Origin of the sequence: uncultured Aquimarina sp. (assembly GCF_947492115.1) — a bacterium.
In the GTDB taxonomy this organism is placed as follows: domain Bacteria; phylum Bacteroidota; class Bacteroidia; order Flavobacteriales; family Flavobacteriaceae; genus Aquimarina.
On record NZ_CANLMM010000002.1, the window covers coordinates 516,204 to 533,543 of the forward strand.

At 34.4% G+C, this 17,340-nt stretch carries 12 protein-coding genes; 10 read left to right on the plus strand and 2 right to left on the minus strand.

Annotated elements, in window-relative coordinates:
- Window positions 1-18: 18 nt before the first annotated feature.
- The 3 genes from Q1A73_RS07660 to Q1A73_RS07670 all read left to right on the plus strand — a co-directional run bounded on the left by Q1A73_RS07660 (window position 19) and on the right by Q1A73_RS07670 (window position 5,514).
- The gene (locus Q1A73_RS07660; protein WP_299603720.1) at window positions 19-585 is read left to right on the plus strand and encodes a tail fiber protein; all 567 of its coding nucleotides are present in this window, start codon (window positions 19-21) and stop codon (window positions 583-585) included.
- Between the two features lie 61 nt (window positions 586-646).
- Window positions 647-1,759, plus strand: coding sequence for an ABC transporter substrate-binding protein (locus Q1A73_RS07665; RefSeq protein WP_299603723.1), 1,113 nt, complete (start codon window positions 647-649; stop codon window positions 1,757-1,759).
- Between the two features lie 23 nt (window positions 1,760-1,782).
- Window positions 1,783-5,514, plus strand: coding sequence for a T9SS type A sorting domain-containing protein (locus tag Q1A73_RS07670; protein ID WP_299603725.1), 3,732 nt, complete (start codon window positions 1,783-1,785; stop codon window positions 5,512-5,514).
- A gap of 262 nt (window positions 5,515-5,776) precedes the next feature.
- Here Q1A73_RS07670 and Q1A73_RS07675 read toward each other — a convergent pair whose 3' ends face one another.
- Complete coding sequence (locus Q1A73_RS07675; RefSeq protein ID WP_299603727.1) at window positions 5,777-7,030, minus strand: ABC transporter permease; 1,254 nt, start codon at window positions 7,028-7,030, stop codon at window positions 5,777-5,779.
- Window positions 7,031-7,169: 139 nt separating this feature from the next.
- Here Q1A73_RS07675 and purH point away from each other — a divergent pair, with 139 nt between their 5' ends.
- From purH to rodA, 6 genes are all read left to right on the plus strand, one after another.
- Window positions 7,170-8,702 carry a bifunctional phosphoribosylaminoimidazolecarboxamide formyltransferase/IMP cyclohydrolase gene (gene purH, locus Q1A73_RS07680; RefSeq protein ID WP_299603728.1) on the plus strand — a complete coding sequence of 511 codons (1,533 nt, stop codon included), beginning with the start codon at window positions 7,170-7,172 and terminating at the stop codon, window positions 8,700-8,702.
- 43 nt (window positions 8,703-8,745) lie between these two features.
- Complete coding sequence (locus Q1A73_RS07685) at window positions 8,746-9,774, plus strand: rod shape-determining protein (RefSeq protein WP_027393894.1); 1,029 nt, start codon at window positions 8,746-8,748, stop codon at window positions 9,772-9,774.
- Window positions 9,775-9,915: 141 nt separating this feature from the next.
- Window positions 9,916-10,743: a rod shape-determining protein MreC gene (gene mreC, locus Q1A73_RS07690; RefSeq protein ID WP_299603733.1), complete on the plus strand. Its 828-nt coding sequence runs from the start codon at window positions 9,916-9,918 to the stop codon at window positions 10,741-10,743.
- 154 nt (window positions 10,744-10,897) lie between these two features.
- On the plus strand, window positions 10,898-11,242 hold the full coding sequence (locus tag Q1A73_RS07695) for a hypothetical protein (RefSeq protein WP_366141434.1): 345 nt from the start codon (window positions 10,898-10,900) through the stop codon (window positions 11,240-11,242).
- Window positions 11,239-13,107 (plus strand): penicillin-binding protein 2, encoded by a 1,869-nt coding sequence (gene mrdA / locus Q1A73_RS07700; RefSeq protein WP_299603737.1) that lies wholly within the window; start codon window positions 11,239-11,241, stop codon window positions 13,105-13,107. Before Q1A73_RS07695 ends, mrdA begins: the two co-directional genes overlap by 4 nt.
- Window positions 13,107-14,360, plus strand: a complete 1,254-nt coding sequence (gene rodA, locus Q1A73_RS07705) for a rod shape-determining protein RodA (protein WP_299603740.1) — start codon at window positions 13,107-13,109, stop codon at window positions 14,358-14,360. The genes mrdA and rodA overlap by 1 nt, the downstream gene beginning before the upstream one ends.
- 51 nt (window positions 14,361-14,411) lie before the next feature.
- Here the strand turns inward: rodA and Q1A73_RS07710 are convergent, their stop codons facing one another.
- Window positions 14,412-15,212 (minus strand): DNA/RNA non-specific endonuclease, encoded by an 801-nt coding sequence (locus Q1A73_RS07710; RefSeq protein WP_299603743.1) that lies wholly within the window; start codon window positions 15,210-15,212, stop codon window positions 14,412-14,414.
- A gap of 413 nt (window positions 15,213-15,625) precedes the next feature.
- Here Q1A73_RS07710 and Q1A73_RS07715 point away from each other — a divergent pair, with 413 nt between their 5' ends.
- A complete protein-coding gene (locus Q1A73_RS07715; protein ID WP_299603746.1) occupies window positions 15,626-17,221 on the plus strand; it encodes a vitamin K epoxide reductase family protein in 1,596 nt (531 codons plus the stop codon).
- Window positions 17,222-17,340 lie beyond the last annotated feature (119 nt).

Genomic DNA, 17,340 nt, shown 5'->3' on the forward strand with positions numbered 1-17,340 from the left:
TAAAAAACAATACTTATTATGGACCCATTTATCGGACAGATTCAACCTTTCGGATTCAATTTTGCACCTCGTGGTTGGGCGTTATGCGATGGACAGTTATTACCCATAGCCCAAAACTCAGCACTTTTTTCATTACTCGGAACTACTTTTGGAGGAGATGGTAGAACCACTTTTGCTTTACCAGATCTAAGAGGAAGAAGTATTGTACATGTAGGAAATGGTCCTGGTTTATCTTCAATTTCCTGGGGAGAACGAGGAGGTTCAGAAACTGTAACTTTAAATCAACTTCATATGCCAAGCCATTCGCACACATTAACCAATGGTGTAGCTAATGTAGAGGTACTTACTACCGATAATACTGACGCTACGAATGAAACAGATGCTGGCAATAACGGTCTTGGAACCGCCGGCAATATGCCTGAAATATTTAGAGAGAGCCCTACCGCTGGAGATAAATTAGCAGGAGTATCCATCTCTGGAACGACCAATATTACAGGAGGTAATCAAGGTTTTAACATAAGAAACCCTTTTTTAGGGGTGTATGTATGCATAGCAATGCAAGGTATATTTCCATCAAGAAGTTAAAAAAATAAAATGAGTAGTTAGAGGGATTTAAATTCCTCTAACTATTAGCAAGATCGGAATAATGTTATCAAAAAATAAAGTAGGTGTATTACTTCCTCAATCGAATGCATATCCTAGTATGGGTAAATCATTTCTAAATGGTATGCATTTAGCCTTAAAAGAAACACAATACAACCTTATTATAGAAAGTATTGGTTCTGGATCAGACCCTAAACAACTGATTAATTCTTTTCAGAAATTATGTTTTCAAGAAAATGTAATTTTAACAACTGGTATTTTAGGTCATTATGGTTTTAAAGAACTTACCGACTTTGCTGGTAATAATCAGGAGACATTAATTGCTGCAAATTTTGGCTCAAAGCATCCACTAGAATTACCTGATGGGGTTTTTCAAAATTCTTTAGGGTTATATGATTCTCTTCAGTTATTAGCAGAGTATCTTCTACAAAATAACAAGACTAAAATGGCCACTTCTACTTGTTATTACGAAGCTGGTTATGGTTTTATTGAAGCTTTAGATAGTATTATTTCCCAAGAGAACATTTCATTTTCAGGTCATTACATCACGCCTCTGCATCCGAGAAAAAATGAAAGTGAACTGATGCATAGATTTTTTTCAGAAATAAAACCTGATGCTATAATAGCATTTCACAATAACATATTTGCCAGAGAACACGCTTTTTATTTAGAACAGAATCAATTACACTTAAAACATCCAATGTATATGCTCCCTTTTTCAGCAGAAGAGGCATTACTAAAAGAATATCCTGAAGTTTTTAATACAACCAAAACCATTTCTAGCTGGTATCCCGAATTAAACACAGAATCCAACAAGTTATTTACACAAGAATACTGGCAGGAATTCAATAAAAGTCCTGATTTTTTTGCTTTGCTTGGTTATGAAAATGGATTAGTAATTAGATCCACTTTTAACAAATCTAAACAAGAATGTAGTACAATAATTAAACATCTTAAACTGGAAGGGCCTAGAGGATTAATAGACTTCAACAACAGTTATAACAGAACAAGCTATGATCATTATATCTGGAATAATGAATCAACAAACCAACAACACCCTCAAAGATCAATTTATGCAAAATTAAACAAGAAAACATTTACTGGTTCAAGTAAAAAAAATAATACGGGATGGTTTAACACCTACCTATGTCATTAATGTGAAACTACAAATCTTAACATATGAAAAAAACTACACTTCTAAGTATTATATTACTTTTATTTAGTTCTATTTTCTATTCGCAAACATTAGGTGCAGGAGATATCGCTTTTATTGGATATAATACAGATGCTGGTACAGGAACAAATGATAATTTCACAATAATAGCCTTAACGGATATTCCAGCTGGAGAAATTATATATTTTACCGAAGAAGGCTGGGATACCAGTTTAGACACCTGGGCAGGAACTACTGAGGGACACCTAACCTGGACATCACCTACAGGTGGTATTAGCTGCGGAACCATTATTAGTTTTAACGAATCTAGTGCTAACACAATTACTGTTACTGGAGGCGGATCAGCCACTTTATCATCAGGTGCTGGTTGGAGTTTAACTGGTGGTGATCAAGTTTTAGCATATTATAGTGCAAGTGGTCCAGAACCTGCTGGCATCCCTACTTTTATATCGGGAATCAATGGTGATGATGGAAATGGATCTCCAACTACCCTTGATCCTACAACTCTTTGGAATGATCCATCAGCAGTCCCGCTAGGAACAGCAAGATCCGCATTACCTGCCGGATTAACCAATGCTGTTGATTGTATATCCCTATTTCCTGCTATTGGCACAGAAACTGACAACGCAAAATATAATGGAACACTATCGGGTGATTCTAATACTATTCGGGCTTCCATAAATAACAGATCTAATTGGATATCTGATAATAACATTGCGTATGACATTACACCTTCTGGATATTCAGCACCATCTGTAAATTGTATTGCTGCCTGCACCGATCCCGACGTACCCACAATAGTTGCTTCGCCAACAGCGGTTTGTAATGGCAATACGACAACATTAAATATCACCGGAAGTTTAAACGATGCTACTCAATGGGTTGTTTATACTGGTTCTTGTGGAGGAACACAAGTAGGTACAACGACTTCCTCTTCTATTGTAGTGACTCCTACAGGACCATCCACAACTTACTTTATTAGAGGAGAAGGTGGTTGTGTAACACCAGGATCTTGTGGCTCTGTTTCCGTTACAGTGAATAATCTTGACGATGCATCCTTTAATTATAGCTCAAGTACTTATTGCGTAGATGATGCGGATCCTACTCCAACAATTACCGGACTTACGGGTGGAACATTCTCTTCCACAGCTGGTTTAAGCATCAATACCACTACCGGACAAATCGATGTTTCAGCTTCTACACCTGATACATACACGGTAACTTATACCACCGCTGGAACTTGTCCGAATTCGTCTAATGCATCAGTAACTATCAATGCGCTGGATAATCCGTCTTTTAATTATAGTTCAAGCGCTTATTGTGTGGATGATGCGGATCCTACTCCAACAATTACTGGACTTACGGGTGGAACATTCTCTTCTACAGCGGGTTTAAGTATCAATACTACCACTGGACAAATCGATGTGTCTGCTTCAACTCCTAACACATATACGGTAACTTATACCACCGCAGGAACTTGTCCTAACTCATCGAATGCATCCGTAACTATTAATGCGCTGGATGATCCGTTTTTTAATTATAGCTCAAGCGCTTATTGCGTGGATGATGCGGACCCTACTCCAACAATTACTGGACTTACAGGTGGAACATTCTCTTCTACAGCTGGTTTAAGTATCAATACTACCACTGGACAAATCGATGTTTCGGCTTCTACTCCGAATACATATACGGTAACTTATACCACCGCAGGAACTTGTCCGAACTCATCAAATGCATCCGTAACTATTAATGCACTGGATGATCCGTCTTTTAATTATAGTGTAAGTGCTTACTGTGTAGATGATGCGGATCCTACTCCAACCATTACTGGACTTACAGGTGGAACATTCTCTTCCACAGTGGGTTTAAGTATCAATACTGCTACTGGACAGATTGATGTGTCTGCTTCTACACCTAATACATATACGGTAACTTATACCACCGCAGGAACTTGTCCGAACTCATCGAATGCTTCTGTAACTATCAATACGTTGGATGATCCATCTTTTAATTATAGTTCAAGCGCTTATTGTGTAGATGATACGGATCCTACTCCAACAATAACTGGACTTACGGGTGGAACATTCTCCTCTACCGCTGGTTTAAGTATCAATACCTCTACTGGACAAATCGATGTTTCAGCTTCAACTCCGAATACATATACAGTAACTTATACCACCGCAGGAACTTGTCCGAACTCATCGAATGTGTCGGTAACTATCAATGCTCTGGATGATCCGTCTTTTAATTATAGTGCAAGTGCTTACTGTGTGGATGATGCTGATCCTACTCCAACAATTACTGGACTTACGGGTGGAACATTCTCTTCCACAGCTGGTTTAAGTATCAATACCTCTACTGGACAAATCGATGTTTCAGCTTCAACTCCAAATACATATACGGTAACTTATACCACCGCAGGAACTTGCCCAAACTCATCTAATGCATCGGTAACTATCAATGCACTGGATGATCCGTCTTTTAATTATAATGCAAGTGCTTACTGTGTAGATAATGCTGATCCTACTCCAACAATTACTGGACTTACGGGTGGAACATTCTCTTCTACCGCTGGATTGAGTATCAATACCACTACCGGACAAATCGATGTATCAGCATCTACTCCTAATACATACTCGGTAACTTATACCACCGCAGGAACTTGTCCGAACTCATCGAATGCTTCTGTAACTATCAATGCGTTGGATGATCCGTCTTTTAATTATAGTACAAGCACTTATTGTGTAGATGATGCGGATCCTACTCCAACAATTACCGGACTTACGGGTGGAACATTCTCTTCCACAGCTGGTTTAAGTATCAATACCACTACTGGACAAATCGATGTTTCGGCTTCTACACCTAATACATATACGGTAACTTATACCACCGCAGGAACTTGTCCAAACTCATCGAATACTTCCGTAACTATCAATGCATTGGATGATGCAACCTTTAGCTACACTGCTTCTTCTTATTTAACTACTGATGCTGACCCTACTCCAACAATTACCGGTGTAACTGGAGGTAGCTTTGCCTCTACAACAGGGTTAAGTCTAAACAGTTCTACAGGAGAAATTGATGTATCCGCTTCCACACCAAACACATATACGGTAACCTATGCCACTGTAGGAACTTGCCCAAACTCATCTGATATAAGCGTAACTATTATTGATCCTGCACCAACAGTTAGCATTACATCAACTGAAAGTCCTGGACCTACAGGAGCCAACCCTATTCCTATTACAGTTACTTTTAGTGAATCGGTTACAGGATTTGATATTAACGATGTAACTACAGGAAATGGAAATGCCACTAATTTTACTGGATCTGGAGACACCTACACTTTTGATATTACTCCTATTGCAAATGGGACAGTTACAGTTGATATAGCTGCAGATGTTGCTACGGATGGAGCAGGTAATGGAAACATAATAGCTTCTCAATTTACTATTATATTTGACAATCTATTAAACACTGATGACGAGATACTTGAAATGGAATTAAACATTTATCCTGTACCCTCTAAAAACGTTATTTATATACCAAGAGTAACTAATGTAGCCTTAAAAAATGTAGAAATTTTTGATGTTAGAGGTAAAATAATTGTTTCTCAACAACTAAATAAAAATGATATTATAAACACTATAGATATCACATCCATACCTTCTGGTTTATATTTAATAACTATATATTCCGAAACTGGTTCTACTACTAAGCGAATAATTAAAGAATAGTTTTCTAATAAAACCTCATTAAATATAAAGGTCGAGATTATTCTCGACCTTTTATTTTCATAATCAAGTATTTTCACCTATTTCCGTCGCCATCAATTCATTATATCTTTGTCTCCATGACGACAAATGTAATAACCCCAAATACAAAGAAAGATAAGAAGATGATGAAAGTAATTCCAATCGCCGTACTAATACTTATATTAATTGCTTTAGGTATGAATATCTACCTATTATTTCGATTCATGTAACAATGATTCAAATACTACATTCCGGTTCTAATAGCTTCTACAGGATCTAATCTTGCAGCCATCCATGCTGGAAAAATTCCTGCTATTAACCCAATCAATGTTGACCAGAACATACCCCAAAACATATTGGAAGATGAAAGAATAAACTCAAAATCCCCTGTAAACTGAGAGGCTCCTTTTGAAATTAACCATACCAATACCAATCCTATTAATCCACCAAAAATTGCCAGAATAACAGCTTCAAATAAAAACTGAAGTAATATAAACTTTTTCTTCGCTCCTAATGCTTTCTGAATACCGATTAGATTAGTTCTTTCTTTCACACTTACAAACATGATATTTGCAATTCCGAAACCACCCACTAAAAGAGAAAACATTCCTATGAAACCTCCAATTTTAGACATAGTACCTGTAATATTATCAATAAAATCAGTAAATCCCTGCAATTGATTTACAAAAAAATCATCTATATCGTCTGGTTTTAAACCTCGATACGAACGCATTTTTTGTTTTAAAGTAGACACAAATTCGGGAATATCAATTCCAGATTCTGGTTTCATAATAATCATAGGAAATGTAAACTTATTATTATCTCCATAGATTCTTCTTACTAAATTAACAGGAAGTATTGCTGCTGTATCTTTAGAGTCTCCAAAAAGACCACTACCTTCTTTTTTAAGAACACCTATTACTGTAAACTTTCTACCATATACACGGATTTTCTTTCCAATAGGATCACCATCTCCAAATAAACTTTTTGCAATCTCATCACCAATCACTACCACTGGTGCTCCACCAACAGATTCTTGTTCATTAAAAAACCTTCCTTTTACCACTTGTAGTTCCTCTATATCGTAATAATCATTAGTAACTGGAGCCATACTTACATTACTAATACTTTTATCATTATATTTTAAGGTTTCTTGCCCAACATTTAGTAAAAAACTTACTGCTTTCAAATCAGGCATACTTCTTTTTATAAGCTGATACTCTTCAAATGTAACATCCGGAAATTGTTCTCTTTTCCAATCCGGAACATCCGTAGGACCAAAAGAAACTCTGGTAAGATAAATTGTACTATTATCCAAAGAGCTGATACTGCCTTTTATTTCTTTTTCTAAAGAATCTACTGCAGCTAATACTCCAATAATAGAGAATATCCCAATGGTAACTCCCAGTAAAGAAAGAAACGTTCTTAACTTATTGTTTTTTAATGCATTAATAGCAAAATTAAAACTTTCCTTAAGTACTCGTAGATAGATAAGCATGTGCTAATTTTTGAACAATATAAAGATAGGACGTTTTCTTAATAATTTTGTTACAAAATATCTAAAACAATTACTAACAATGGGTTGTCTAATTGGCAACTAAATTGCTACTTTTGCGTTTTATCAACTAAACATTGTTATGAGCACAACAAAAACGGCTAAATCTGCTTTAATTTCTGTATTTAGTAAAGAAGGATTAGCACCAATCGTTAAGAAATTAGATGAACTTGGAATTAGTATTTATTCCACTGGTGGAACTGAAAAATTTATAAAAGAACAAGGAGTGGATGTAATTCCTGTGGAGGATGTAACTTCTTACCCTTCGATTCTTGGTGGAAGAGTTAAAACATTACATCCTAAAGTTTTTGGTGGAATACTAAATCGTCAGAACAACGATAGCGATGTCGCCGAACTTGAGCAGTATGAAATTCCGCAGATCGATATCGTAATAGTTGATTTATACCCTTTTGAAAAGACAGTTGCTTCTGGAGCATCACAACAAGATATTATTGAAAAAATTGATATTGGTGGTATTTCTTTGATTAGAGCTGCTGCTAAAAATTTTGCTGATGTAACCTGTGTAGCTTCTGTTGAAGATTATGCAGAATTTTTGGAAATTATTTCCGAAGGTAATGGAAGTATCTCTTTAGAAGATCGCAAACGATTTGCAGCAAAAGCGTTTAATGTTTCTTCACATTACGATAGTGCTATTTTTAATTATTTTAATAGTGATCATGAGATCGCATCTTTAAAAATTAGCGAAACTAAAGGTAAAACACTTCGTTATGGAGAAAACCCTCATCAAAAAGGATTTTTCTTCGGAGATTTCGATGCAATGTTTGATAAACTACACGGTAAAGAGTTATCATACAATAACCTATTAGATGTAGACGCAGCGGTTAACCTAATGAATGAATTTAAAGGAGAAGACCCTACATTTGCAATCCTTAAACATAATAATGCTTGTGGTTTAGCACAACGCTCTACGATACACCAAGCGTATGTAGATGCATTAGCTGGTGATCCGGTTTCAGCTTTCGGAGGTATATTAATAAGTAATTCTGAAATAGATGTTCCAACCGCCGAAGAAATTCACAAACTGTTTTGTGAAGTGGTAATCGCTCCTTCTTATACTGATGAAGCTATTGAAATATTAAAAGGAAAGAAAAATAGAATTATTTTAATTCAAAAAGACATAGAGCTTCCAAAAACTCAGGTACGCTCTTGTTTAAATGGAGCTTTGGTACAAGACAAGGATTTAAAAACAGATGCTCAAGAAGATTTAAATACGGTTACAAAAGTAGCTCCTACCAATGAGCAAATTGAAGATCTCTTATTTGCTTCAAAAATATGTAAACACACAAAGTCTAATACAATTGTTTTCACTAAAGGCAAGCAACTTTTAGCTAGTGGAACAGGACAAACTTCTCGTGTAGATGCATTGAAACAATCTGTAGAAAAAGCAAATTCATTTAATTTTGATCTTAATGGCGCTGTAATGGCTAGTGATGCCTTCTTCCCATTTCCTGACTGTGTAGAGCTTGCAGACAAAGCAGGAATCAAGGCAGTTATACAACCAGGAGGTTCTATAAAAGACCAATTAAGTATTGATTACTGTGATGAAAACGGAATTGCTATGGTAATGACCGGAACACGTCATTTTAAGCATTAATTTTAGTACATTTACTCAATTCTAACCCTTTTTACTGTTTTATATGGGATTTTTCGACTTCTTTACTGAAGAAATTGCTATAGATTTAGGTACCGCAAATACCTTAGTTATTCACAACGACAAAGTGGTGGTAGATAGTCCATCCATTGTTGCCAGAGATATTATGTCTGGAAAAATAATTGCCGCTGGAAAAGAAGCTGCGATGATGCAAGGAAAAACACATGAAAACATAAAAACGATAAGACCTCTAAAAGACGGAGTGATAGCAGATTTTGATGCTAGTGAAAAGATGATAAGCATGTTTATTAAAGATATTCCTGCTTTAAAGAAAAAAATCTTCACTCCTGCTCTTAGAATGGTTATCTGTATTCCATCAGGTATTACCGAAGTAGAAATGCGAGCAGTAAAAGAAAGTGCTGAACGTGTAAATGGTAAAGAAGTCTATCTAATCCATGAACCAATGGCAGCTGCCATTGGTATTGGTGTGGATATCATGCAACCTAAAGGAAATATGATTGTAGATATAGGTGGTGGTACTACTGAAATCGCAGTTATTGCATTAGGTGGAATTGTTTGTGACAAATCAGTAAAAATTGCGGGTGATGTGTTTACCAACGATATCATCTACTATATGCGAACTCAACATAACTTATATGTCGGAGAACGCACTGCGGAAAAGATAAAAATACAAATTGGAGCAGCTACAGAAGATTTGGAGTTACCTCCAGAGGAAATGAACGTTCAAGGACGTGATCTTCTCACCGGAAAACCAAAACAAGTTCAAATTTCATTTCGTGAAATAGCAAAAGCATTGGACAAATCAATTCTTAGAATTGAAGATGCTGTAATGGAAACATTATCACAAACTCCTCCAGAGCTTGCTGCGGATATTTACAACACAGGAATTTATCTTGCTGGTGGAGGTTCCATGCTAAGAGGCTTAGACAAAAGATTATCTCAAAAAACCGATTTGCCTGTTTATATTGCTGAAGATCCTTTGAGAGCAGTAGTAAGAGGAACAGGTATTACCCTAAAAAATATCAATCGATACAAAAGTGTATTGATTAAATAATATTTTTTAGAAAAAACAAATTAGAATATACCTAAAAAGTAATTTTTACGTTATTCTGCTTTGATCATTCATACTTGCTTTTATAAGGTAGTATGAGAGATTGTTTTTACTATAGATAAAATTTTAGTATCTCGATAACATATGCAGCAAATTATTAATTTTTTAATACGGAATAAGAACTTCTTATTATTCCTGCTGTTATTATTTATATCTCTGGTTCTTACTATTCAATCACATAGTTATCACAAAAGCAAGTTCATAAGTTCCACGAATTTTCTATCTGGTGGAGTTTATGGATGGAGATACTCTATAAGTAATTATTTTGGCCTTAAAAGCGAAAATGAACGACTATTAGAGGAAAACGAACGATTACGCAATCAATTAAGTATTTTTGCTACAGATACCATTGAGACTAAGTACAACGACACTACATCCTTTGATAAACCATATCATTTTATAAAAGGAAATGTTTATAAAAATGACTACAGTAAAATTGATAATTACATCCTTATTAATAAAGGAGAAAAAGACGGAATTGAACCAGATATGGGAGTCATTACCGACAAAGGAATTATCGGAATCGTAGAAAACACTTCTACGAATTACAGTAGAGTTATTTCTATACTAAATAGTAATTCTAGAATTAACGCTGGCCTAAAAAAATCTAATCAATATGGGTCATTAGTATGGAATGGTAAAGATCCAAATATTGTGCAATTAGAAACTGTACCAAGACAAGCGGTACTAAAAAAAGGAGACACTATTATTACCAATGGTCGTTCAACCATATTTCCACGTGGAATTGGCATTGGAACGATTCTCAATTATGAATTGGACAAAAACCAAAGTTATTTTCTAATCGATGTCCTGCTATTTAACGACATGACAGACATTGGTTTTGTTTACGCTATTAAAAGTAATGATACCGCCGAAGTTAGATTGTTAGAAAACCCTAAAACTAATGAATAATAACATTCCATTATACATAGGTAGATTTATAAGCTTGGTGTTTGTTCAGGTTTTCATTCTTAATAACATTAACTTTTGGGGGTACCTCAACCCTTACATTTACATTATTTTCATATTACTTTCACCAATTAATATTAATAAAAGTTTGTTTCTTGTGTTAAGTTTCATTCTAGGAATAACTATTGATTTATTTGGAGATTCTGGAGGTGTACACGCTACCGCTTGCATATCGATAGCATATTTAAGACCTGTTATTCTTAGATCTGTTTTTGGACTAAGTTATGAATTCCAAACTGTGAAGTTAAGCAAGGTGAATTTTGGACAGCGTTTAGCCTATGTTACCCTAATGATTTTTATACATCATATTATACTTTTTACGTTAGAAATATTTAACTTTTCTCATATACTATTAATTGCAAAAAAAACGTTATTTTCTAGTTTATTCTCAATCATTGTGATTATGCTTGTTTTGGTATTGTTTAGAAGAAAAGATTCATGAGAAAACTATTACTTTATTTAATAATCATTACCACCGGTGTTGTTTTTATCGGAAGGTTATTTTATTTACAAATTTATAATACTTCATTTGCTGCTTTATCAGAAGATAATGCGATAAAAGTTCTCTATGACTACCCTCAAAGAGGTGCTATTTACGACAGAAATGGTAAACTTTTGGTTACCAATCAGCCATCTTATGATGTAATGGTAATTCCAAGAGAACTAAAACCTTTTGATACTTTAGAGTTTTGTTCCATACTGAAAATTACTAAAGAAAAGCTCAACAAACAATTAAAAAAAGCAAGAGTATATTCACCCAGAGTTCCTTCGGTTGTTATTCCACAGCTAACAAAAGATGAATATGCGTACTTACAGGAAAAAATGAGGAAGTTCGATGGTTTCTATATTCAGAAGCGTTCTCTTAGAGACTATCACACCGAAAATGCAGCCAATGTTTTGGGATATATAGCCGAGGTAAACGATGGACTAATTAAAAAAGACCCTTATTATCTTTCTGGTGATCTTATTGGAATGCAAGGCGTAGAAAAACAATACGAGAACGAATTAAGAGGAATAAAAGGAATCAAGAGAATTCAAAAAGATCGTTTTAATAGAGACATTGGTCCATATAAAAACGGTAAATATGATACACTTCCCGTTAATGGAAAAGATCTAACCATTACCATCGATGAAGAACTTCAAGCGTATGGTCAAAAATTAATGGTAAATAAACGTGGTGGAATTGTAGCTCTAGATCCTTCAACTGGAGAAATCTTAACATTAATTACAGCACCAAATTATAAGCCAGAATTATTGGTAGGTCGAAAAAGATCTCCCAACTATACAAGATTACATTATGATTCTATTTCGAGACCATTGTTTGATCGAGGTGTGAAAGGAGAATATCCTCCAGGATCTCCATTTAAAGCTATTACAGCATTAATTGCTTTGCAAGAAGGCGTTGTAGATCCAAGAGAAAGCTTCTTTTGTAGTCATGGCTTTAGATATGGAAAAAAAGCTAAACTTGGATGTCATGCACATGCGAGTCCATTAAGTATGATACCAGGAATTGCGCAGTCATGCAACGCTTATTTTGCCAATGTATACCTTAGAAGTATTAATAAGTTCGACACTCCACAAGAAGGTATTGACAATTGGGAAAAGCATGTAGAAAGTTTTGGACTAGGTAACTACCTTGGTAATGACTTATCAAGTGGTAGTAAAGGGCTTGTACCCAATTCAGATTACTATAATAGAAGATATAATTATCCAAAATACAAATGGTATTCCACTGCTACGATATCTAACGCGATTGGACAGGGAGAAATCCTAGCAACACCAATACAACTTGCTAATATGACCGCCGCAATTGCTAACAGAGGATATTTTTACACACCACATATTATCAAAGCTATCGATGGGCAACCAATAGATATAGAAAACTTTACCAAACCAAAATACACCACCATTGACAAAGAACACTTTGAACCTGTTATAGAAGGAATGCATCAGGTTTATGTTCAGGGTACTGCTAAAGCACTTCAGGTAAACGATATAGAAATTTGTGGTAAAACTGGTACTGCAGAAAACTACACTGTGGTTAATGGAGAACGTATGCAACTTACAGATCACTCCGTATTTGTAGCTTTTGCCCCAAAAGATAACCCTAAAATAGCACTTACTGTATTTATAGAAAATGGATACTGGGGATCACGATATGCTGGTAAGATAGCAAGTTTAATGATAGAAAAATATATTAAAGGAACCATTTCCCGAACGGATTTAGAAGATTGGGTTTTAACTCACAGCCTTGAAGAAGAATATGCCAAACCGTATAGTGGTGAACCTTTCAAAATTAACCAATAATGAGTAGATCAACTGTCGGTACTATAGATTGGTTAACGGTCTTATTATTTCTATTATTAGTGGGTTTTGGATGGCTTAATATATACTCAGCTTCCTATGGAGATGAACAGTTTTCCATAACCGATCTTTCGAAGCCCTACATCAAACAGCTATACTGGATTGCACTTAGCATTGTCATTATTGTTATTACCCAAGCTATTGAAACGAAATTTTATGAACGTTTCGCTGGTTTAATATATGTAATATCCTTGGTATCGCTCCTAGGACTATTTTTATTTGGTAAGAATGTAAATGGAGCTACTTCTTGGTATTCATTCGGACCAGTAGGGTTGCAACCTTCAGAATTCGCAAAAGCAGCTACCGCCTTAGCTATTGCTAAGTTTTTAAGCGATATGCAAACCAATATAAACCTTATAAATCACCAATTAAGAGCATTCCTAATTATTGCATTACCAGCATTATTTATCATTCCTCAACCTGATCCAGGAAGTGCACTAGTATATGCAGCTTTTTTCTTTCCTCTATATCGCGAAGGTTTAGCGGCTACATATTTAATTATTGGAGCCTCAGCAGCTGCATTGTTTATACTAACTCTGTTATTTTCACCGTTGTGGGTTGTACTGGGAATTGCTTTAGTAATGGCACTTCTGTTAATCAAAAACAGAAAACAAAAACCAAAGTACTCTAGATACCTTCTAGCGATTATAGTGATCACAGGATTCTGCTTTTCTGTTAACTATATTTTCAACAATGTTTTTGAACAGCGACATAGAGATCGTTTCAACATAGTTTTAGGAAAAGAAGTAGATTCTAGAGGTATTGGTTATAACACAAATCAAAGTCAAATTGCAATAGGAAGTGGTGGTTGGATTGGAAAAGGATGGAAAGAAGGAACCCAAACCAAAGGTGGTTTTGTTCCAGAACAGCATACCGATTATATATTTAGTACCGTTGGAGAAGAATGGGGATTTCTAGGAGCTACAGCTGTTGTTATTCTATTCGTAGGCCTCTTGATAAGACTTTTATACCTTGCTGAAAAACAGAAGACACAGTTCAGTAGGGTTTACGGATATAGCGTTGTAGGTATTCTATTTATACATTTTGTTATAAATGTGGGAATGGTAACTGGATTGCTCCCTACTGTAGGAATCCCTTTGCCATTTTTTAGTTATGGAGGTTCTGGTTTGTGGGGCTTTACACTATTACTTTTTATTTTCATCAAACTTGATGCAAACAGGGTTAATGAGTGGTGATGTTTATTATTGAATCATAAAAGTTCTGAAAAAGACTTTCTATTATACTATTTAAAACTTCCATTTACCAATCCCAGATGATTGCTCTAGCTTTTCTTCTAGATCATCAGGTAATTTTGAAAAAAAATCAATTCCAGTTAATGCTTCAATCTCATCGGTACTCACAACAAAACTTTGAAGTGATCTATCGGTATCTTTATGAGGAATTAAAAAAGCTATCATCTTGACATTTTTATCATCTTTATCCAAAATAATTTTATAAAAATAGTCGGGCACCGTCACAGCTTCGTATCCAATTGTTTTAAGATCTTTGGATAAAACACCTCCTGTTACTACATATACATCATCGTATTTTTTTGCCCAATACCGTACTTTTTGTTCTAGTTTATTCCATATTCCAGCATTGAAATCATGATTTTGAGGAGTAATATTAGAAGTCAGAAATGTTTCCTTAAACGCTTTGTAAGTAAATCTGCGATCTCCAGCAGGACACAAATGTCCCTTATCAAATCCAGATTTTTTATAATTACGCCAATCAGCAGATGAAGATCTTACTTTAGCATCCATTTCAAAAAATGGTCTTTTGTAATCATTATTGGATAAATGCTCCTTTTTTAGCTCATATGCCACCCATTCTGGTTGCTCATGTGTTTCTGAATAAGATAAAGAATAATTTTGATGAGTTATAATAGCTCCTGTTGTAGAGGTAGGGAGATAAAAAAAACTAAGATCATCATCTCCAACTGCCTTTTCGGTAGCACCATACTCATTAGCATCAATATGTTTTTCAATATAATAAAAGCAAATGGTCACAATTATTACTAAAATTGGATACACAAATTTCCTTTTCAAATCAATCAGTTTTGTAGTTTATTCCTAGAGCACAAAAGTATCAAAACCATCAAACATGATGAAACATTATTAGAACCCTATTCCCAGATTCTCTTTCAGTGTTTTGAAACTTTAACATCTTTAAAAACATGTTTTTCTCCAAATGCACCTACAATCAAAATACTGAAAATCAAATAATTAAATATTTAAAAACATCTAAATCATAAAAAATATGGTTATTACGTTGTTATTTTATGTCATATCCTCATCAATATAATGCCTTAAAATTTCTATTTTACAAAGCTTTTTTATGAGAATTAAGAGTTTTTAAATCTTAATACTTTTATAAAAAACTATATAATGGAACATGGGGCACCCAACTTATAGTATATTTAACTAGATAAAGCACACAAAACAAAACATCTTAAGTATTCATGAAAAATAGCATTGAGAAAATAGTAGAAACGGTTCTTATTCAAAACAGAATTGGCAATTACGACAAACAAGATCTTGAACTTCAGCTACAAATTCATCCGAATTACCCTAGTTTCCAATCAATAACTGATACTTTAGATTATTTCGATATTGATAATATTGCGGTAGAAGTTCCAGTAGATGCTTTAGATCAACTTCCGGAAAGCTTTATTTCTTTGGTAAAAAAAGATCATGCAGAAGAAATTGTTGCTGTCATTAACAAAAATGGAGCTATTCAACTAAAGCATACTGACCTTGACAAAAAGAAGTTTTCTTATGAAGAATTTAAAGAAATTTGGGTTCCAAAGGTAATCGCTGTTGAGCATAGCACCGGAAATAGATCTCTTTTTTCTAAGGAATCTTTGATTCAGAACGTACTTTTTGGAGCACTTTTAATAGGAGCTGGTATATCTTTGTTCTACCAACCATTTAATGTTTATCAAATATTTTTCCTGCTTTTATCCATAACTGGAGCTGTTTTTGGTCTTTTTGCTGTTAGAGAAAGCTTAGGCATTCAATCCAACACTATGCACCAATTTTGTACTTCGGTAGGAAACTCTAATTGTGGAGATGTTATTAACAATAACACTGGTAAGTTATTAAAGAATTTTTCTTTAGCGGATGCTAGTATTACTTTTTTTGGAATACTTACTATTTATCAACTATTCTATGGTTTTAATAGCACTCTATTAATACCAACTATAGCTGGAATTCCTTTTATCGTTTACTCACTATACTCACAAGCTTTTGTGATAAAAAAATGGTGTGCTATATGTATAGCTATTAGCGTAATTTCTATAGGACTAACTGCAATTTCGCTTGTTAGTCTTCCTTTTACTTTTTCTATAACTTCCATTGCTGGTTTTATAATGATTTCAGCACTAACCGTATTAGCTTACATGTATGTGAAAGAAAATATGGTTCAAAATAAGGACTATAAAAATGAAAATGTAAAACTAAATCACTTTAAAAGAGATCGTCAAATTTTTGATCATTTGTTAAGTATATCAGAAAAAATCGAGGACAATAGCACAATCGCAAATGAAATCATTCTTGGTAATCCAAACGCAACGTTTAAAATTATCAGTGTTACCAATCCCATGTGTGGTTATTGCAAAGGTGCTTTTGAAGCATACACTAGAGTTTTACGAACTATGAGCGATCAATTGCAGGTGGTAATTAGATTAAAAGTCGCTTTAAACGACCTTAACAATCAGGCTACCCAAGTTAGTTTACGTCTTATGGAAATATATCAAAATGATGGTTCTGATAGTTTTATAAAAGCATACACAGAGTGGTTTAACGACAGAACCTTCAGCAAATGGATAAAAGAATATGGAGCGCCAAAAAATAATAAAATACATATAGAAACCTTACAAAATCAATCTAATTGGGCAGAGAAAAATAATTTGTTTTACACTCCTGCATCATTAATGAACACTTCTATCTATCCTAAAAAGTATAGCTACGATGAATTCTTTCATTTTACAAGCATGATGATAGAGAACCAACAGGAACAAGATTATGATGTAGAAAACCAACCTATAGAAGCATAATAATGTTATAATTGGGGCTAATTATAATGTTATTTTATCTTTTCTAGATACATAGAAAAGAACATTTTTTGTAAAAGACGTATGTAAATACTCTTTTTCTTCACACACTCACTCAGACA

Coding starts and splice junctions, on each gene's coding strand:
- Q1A73_RS07660 (WP_299603720.1), top strand. CDS start 19: ATGGACCCATTTATCGGACAGATTCAACCTTTCGGATTCAATTTTGCA.
- Q1A73_RS07665 (WP_299603723.1), top strand. CDS start 647: ATGTTATCAAAAAATAAAGTAGGTGTATTACTTCCTCAATCGAATGCA.
- Q1A73_RS07670 (WP_299603725.1), top strand. CDS start 1,783: ATGAAAAAAACTACACTTCTAAGTATTATATTACTTTTATTTAGTTCT.
- Q1A73_RS07675 (WP_299603727.1), bottom strand. CDS start 7,030: ATGCTTATCTATCTACGAGTACTTAAGGAAAGTTTTAATTTTGCTATT.
- purH (WP_299603728.1), top strand. CDS start 7,170: ATGAGCACAACAAAAACGGCTAAATCTGCTTTAATTTCTGTATTTAGT.
- Q1A73_RS07685 (WP_027393894.1), top strand. CDS start 8,746: ATGGGATTTTTCGACTTCTTTACTGAAGAAATTGCTATAGATTTAGGT.
- mreC (WP_299603733.1), top strand. CDS start 9,916: ATGCAGCAAATTATTAATTTTTTAATACGGAATAAGAACTTCTTATTA.
- mrdA (WP_299603737.1), top strand. CDS start 11,239: ATGAGAAAACTATTACTTTATTTAATAATCATTACCACCGGTGTTGTT.
- rodA (WP_299603740.1), top strand. CDS start 13,107: ATGAGTAGATCAACTGTCGGTACTATAGATTGGTTAACGGTCTTATTA.
- Q1A73_RS07715 (WP_299603746.1), top strand. CDS start 15,626: ATGAAAAATAGCATTGAGAAAATAGTAGAAACGGTTCTTATTCAAAAC.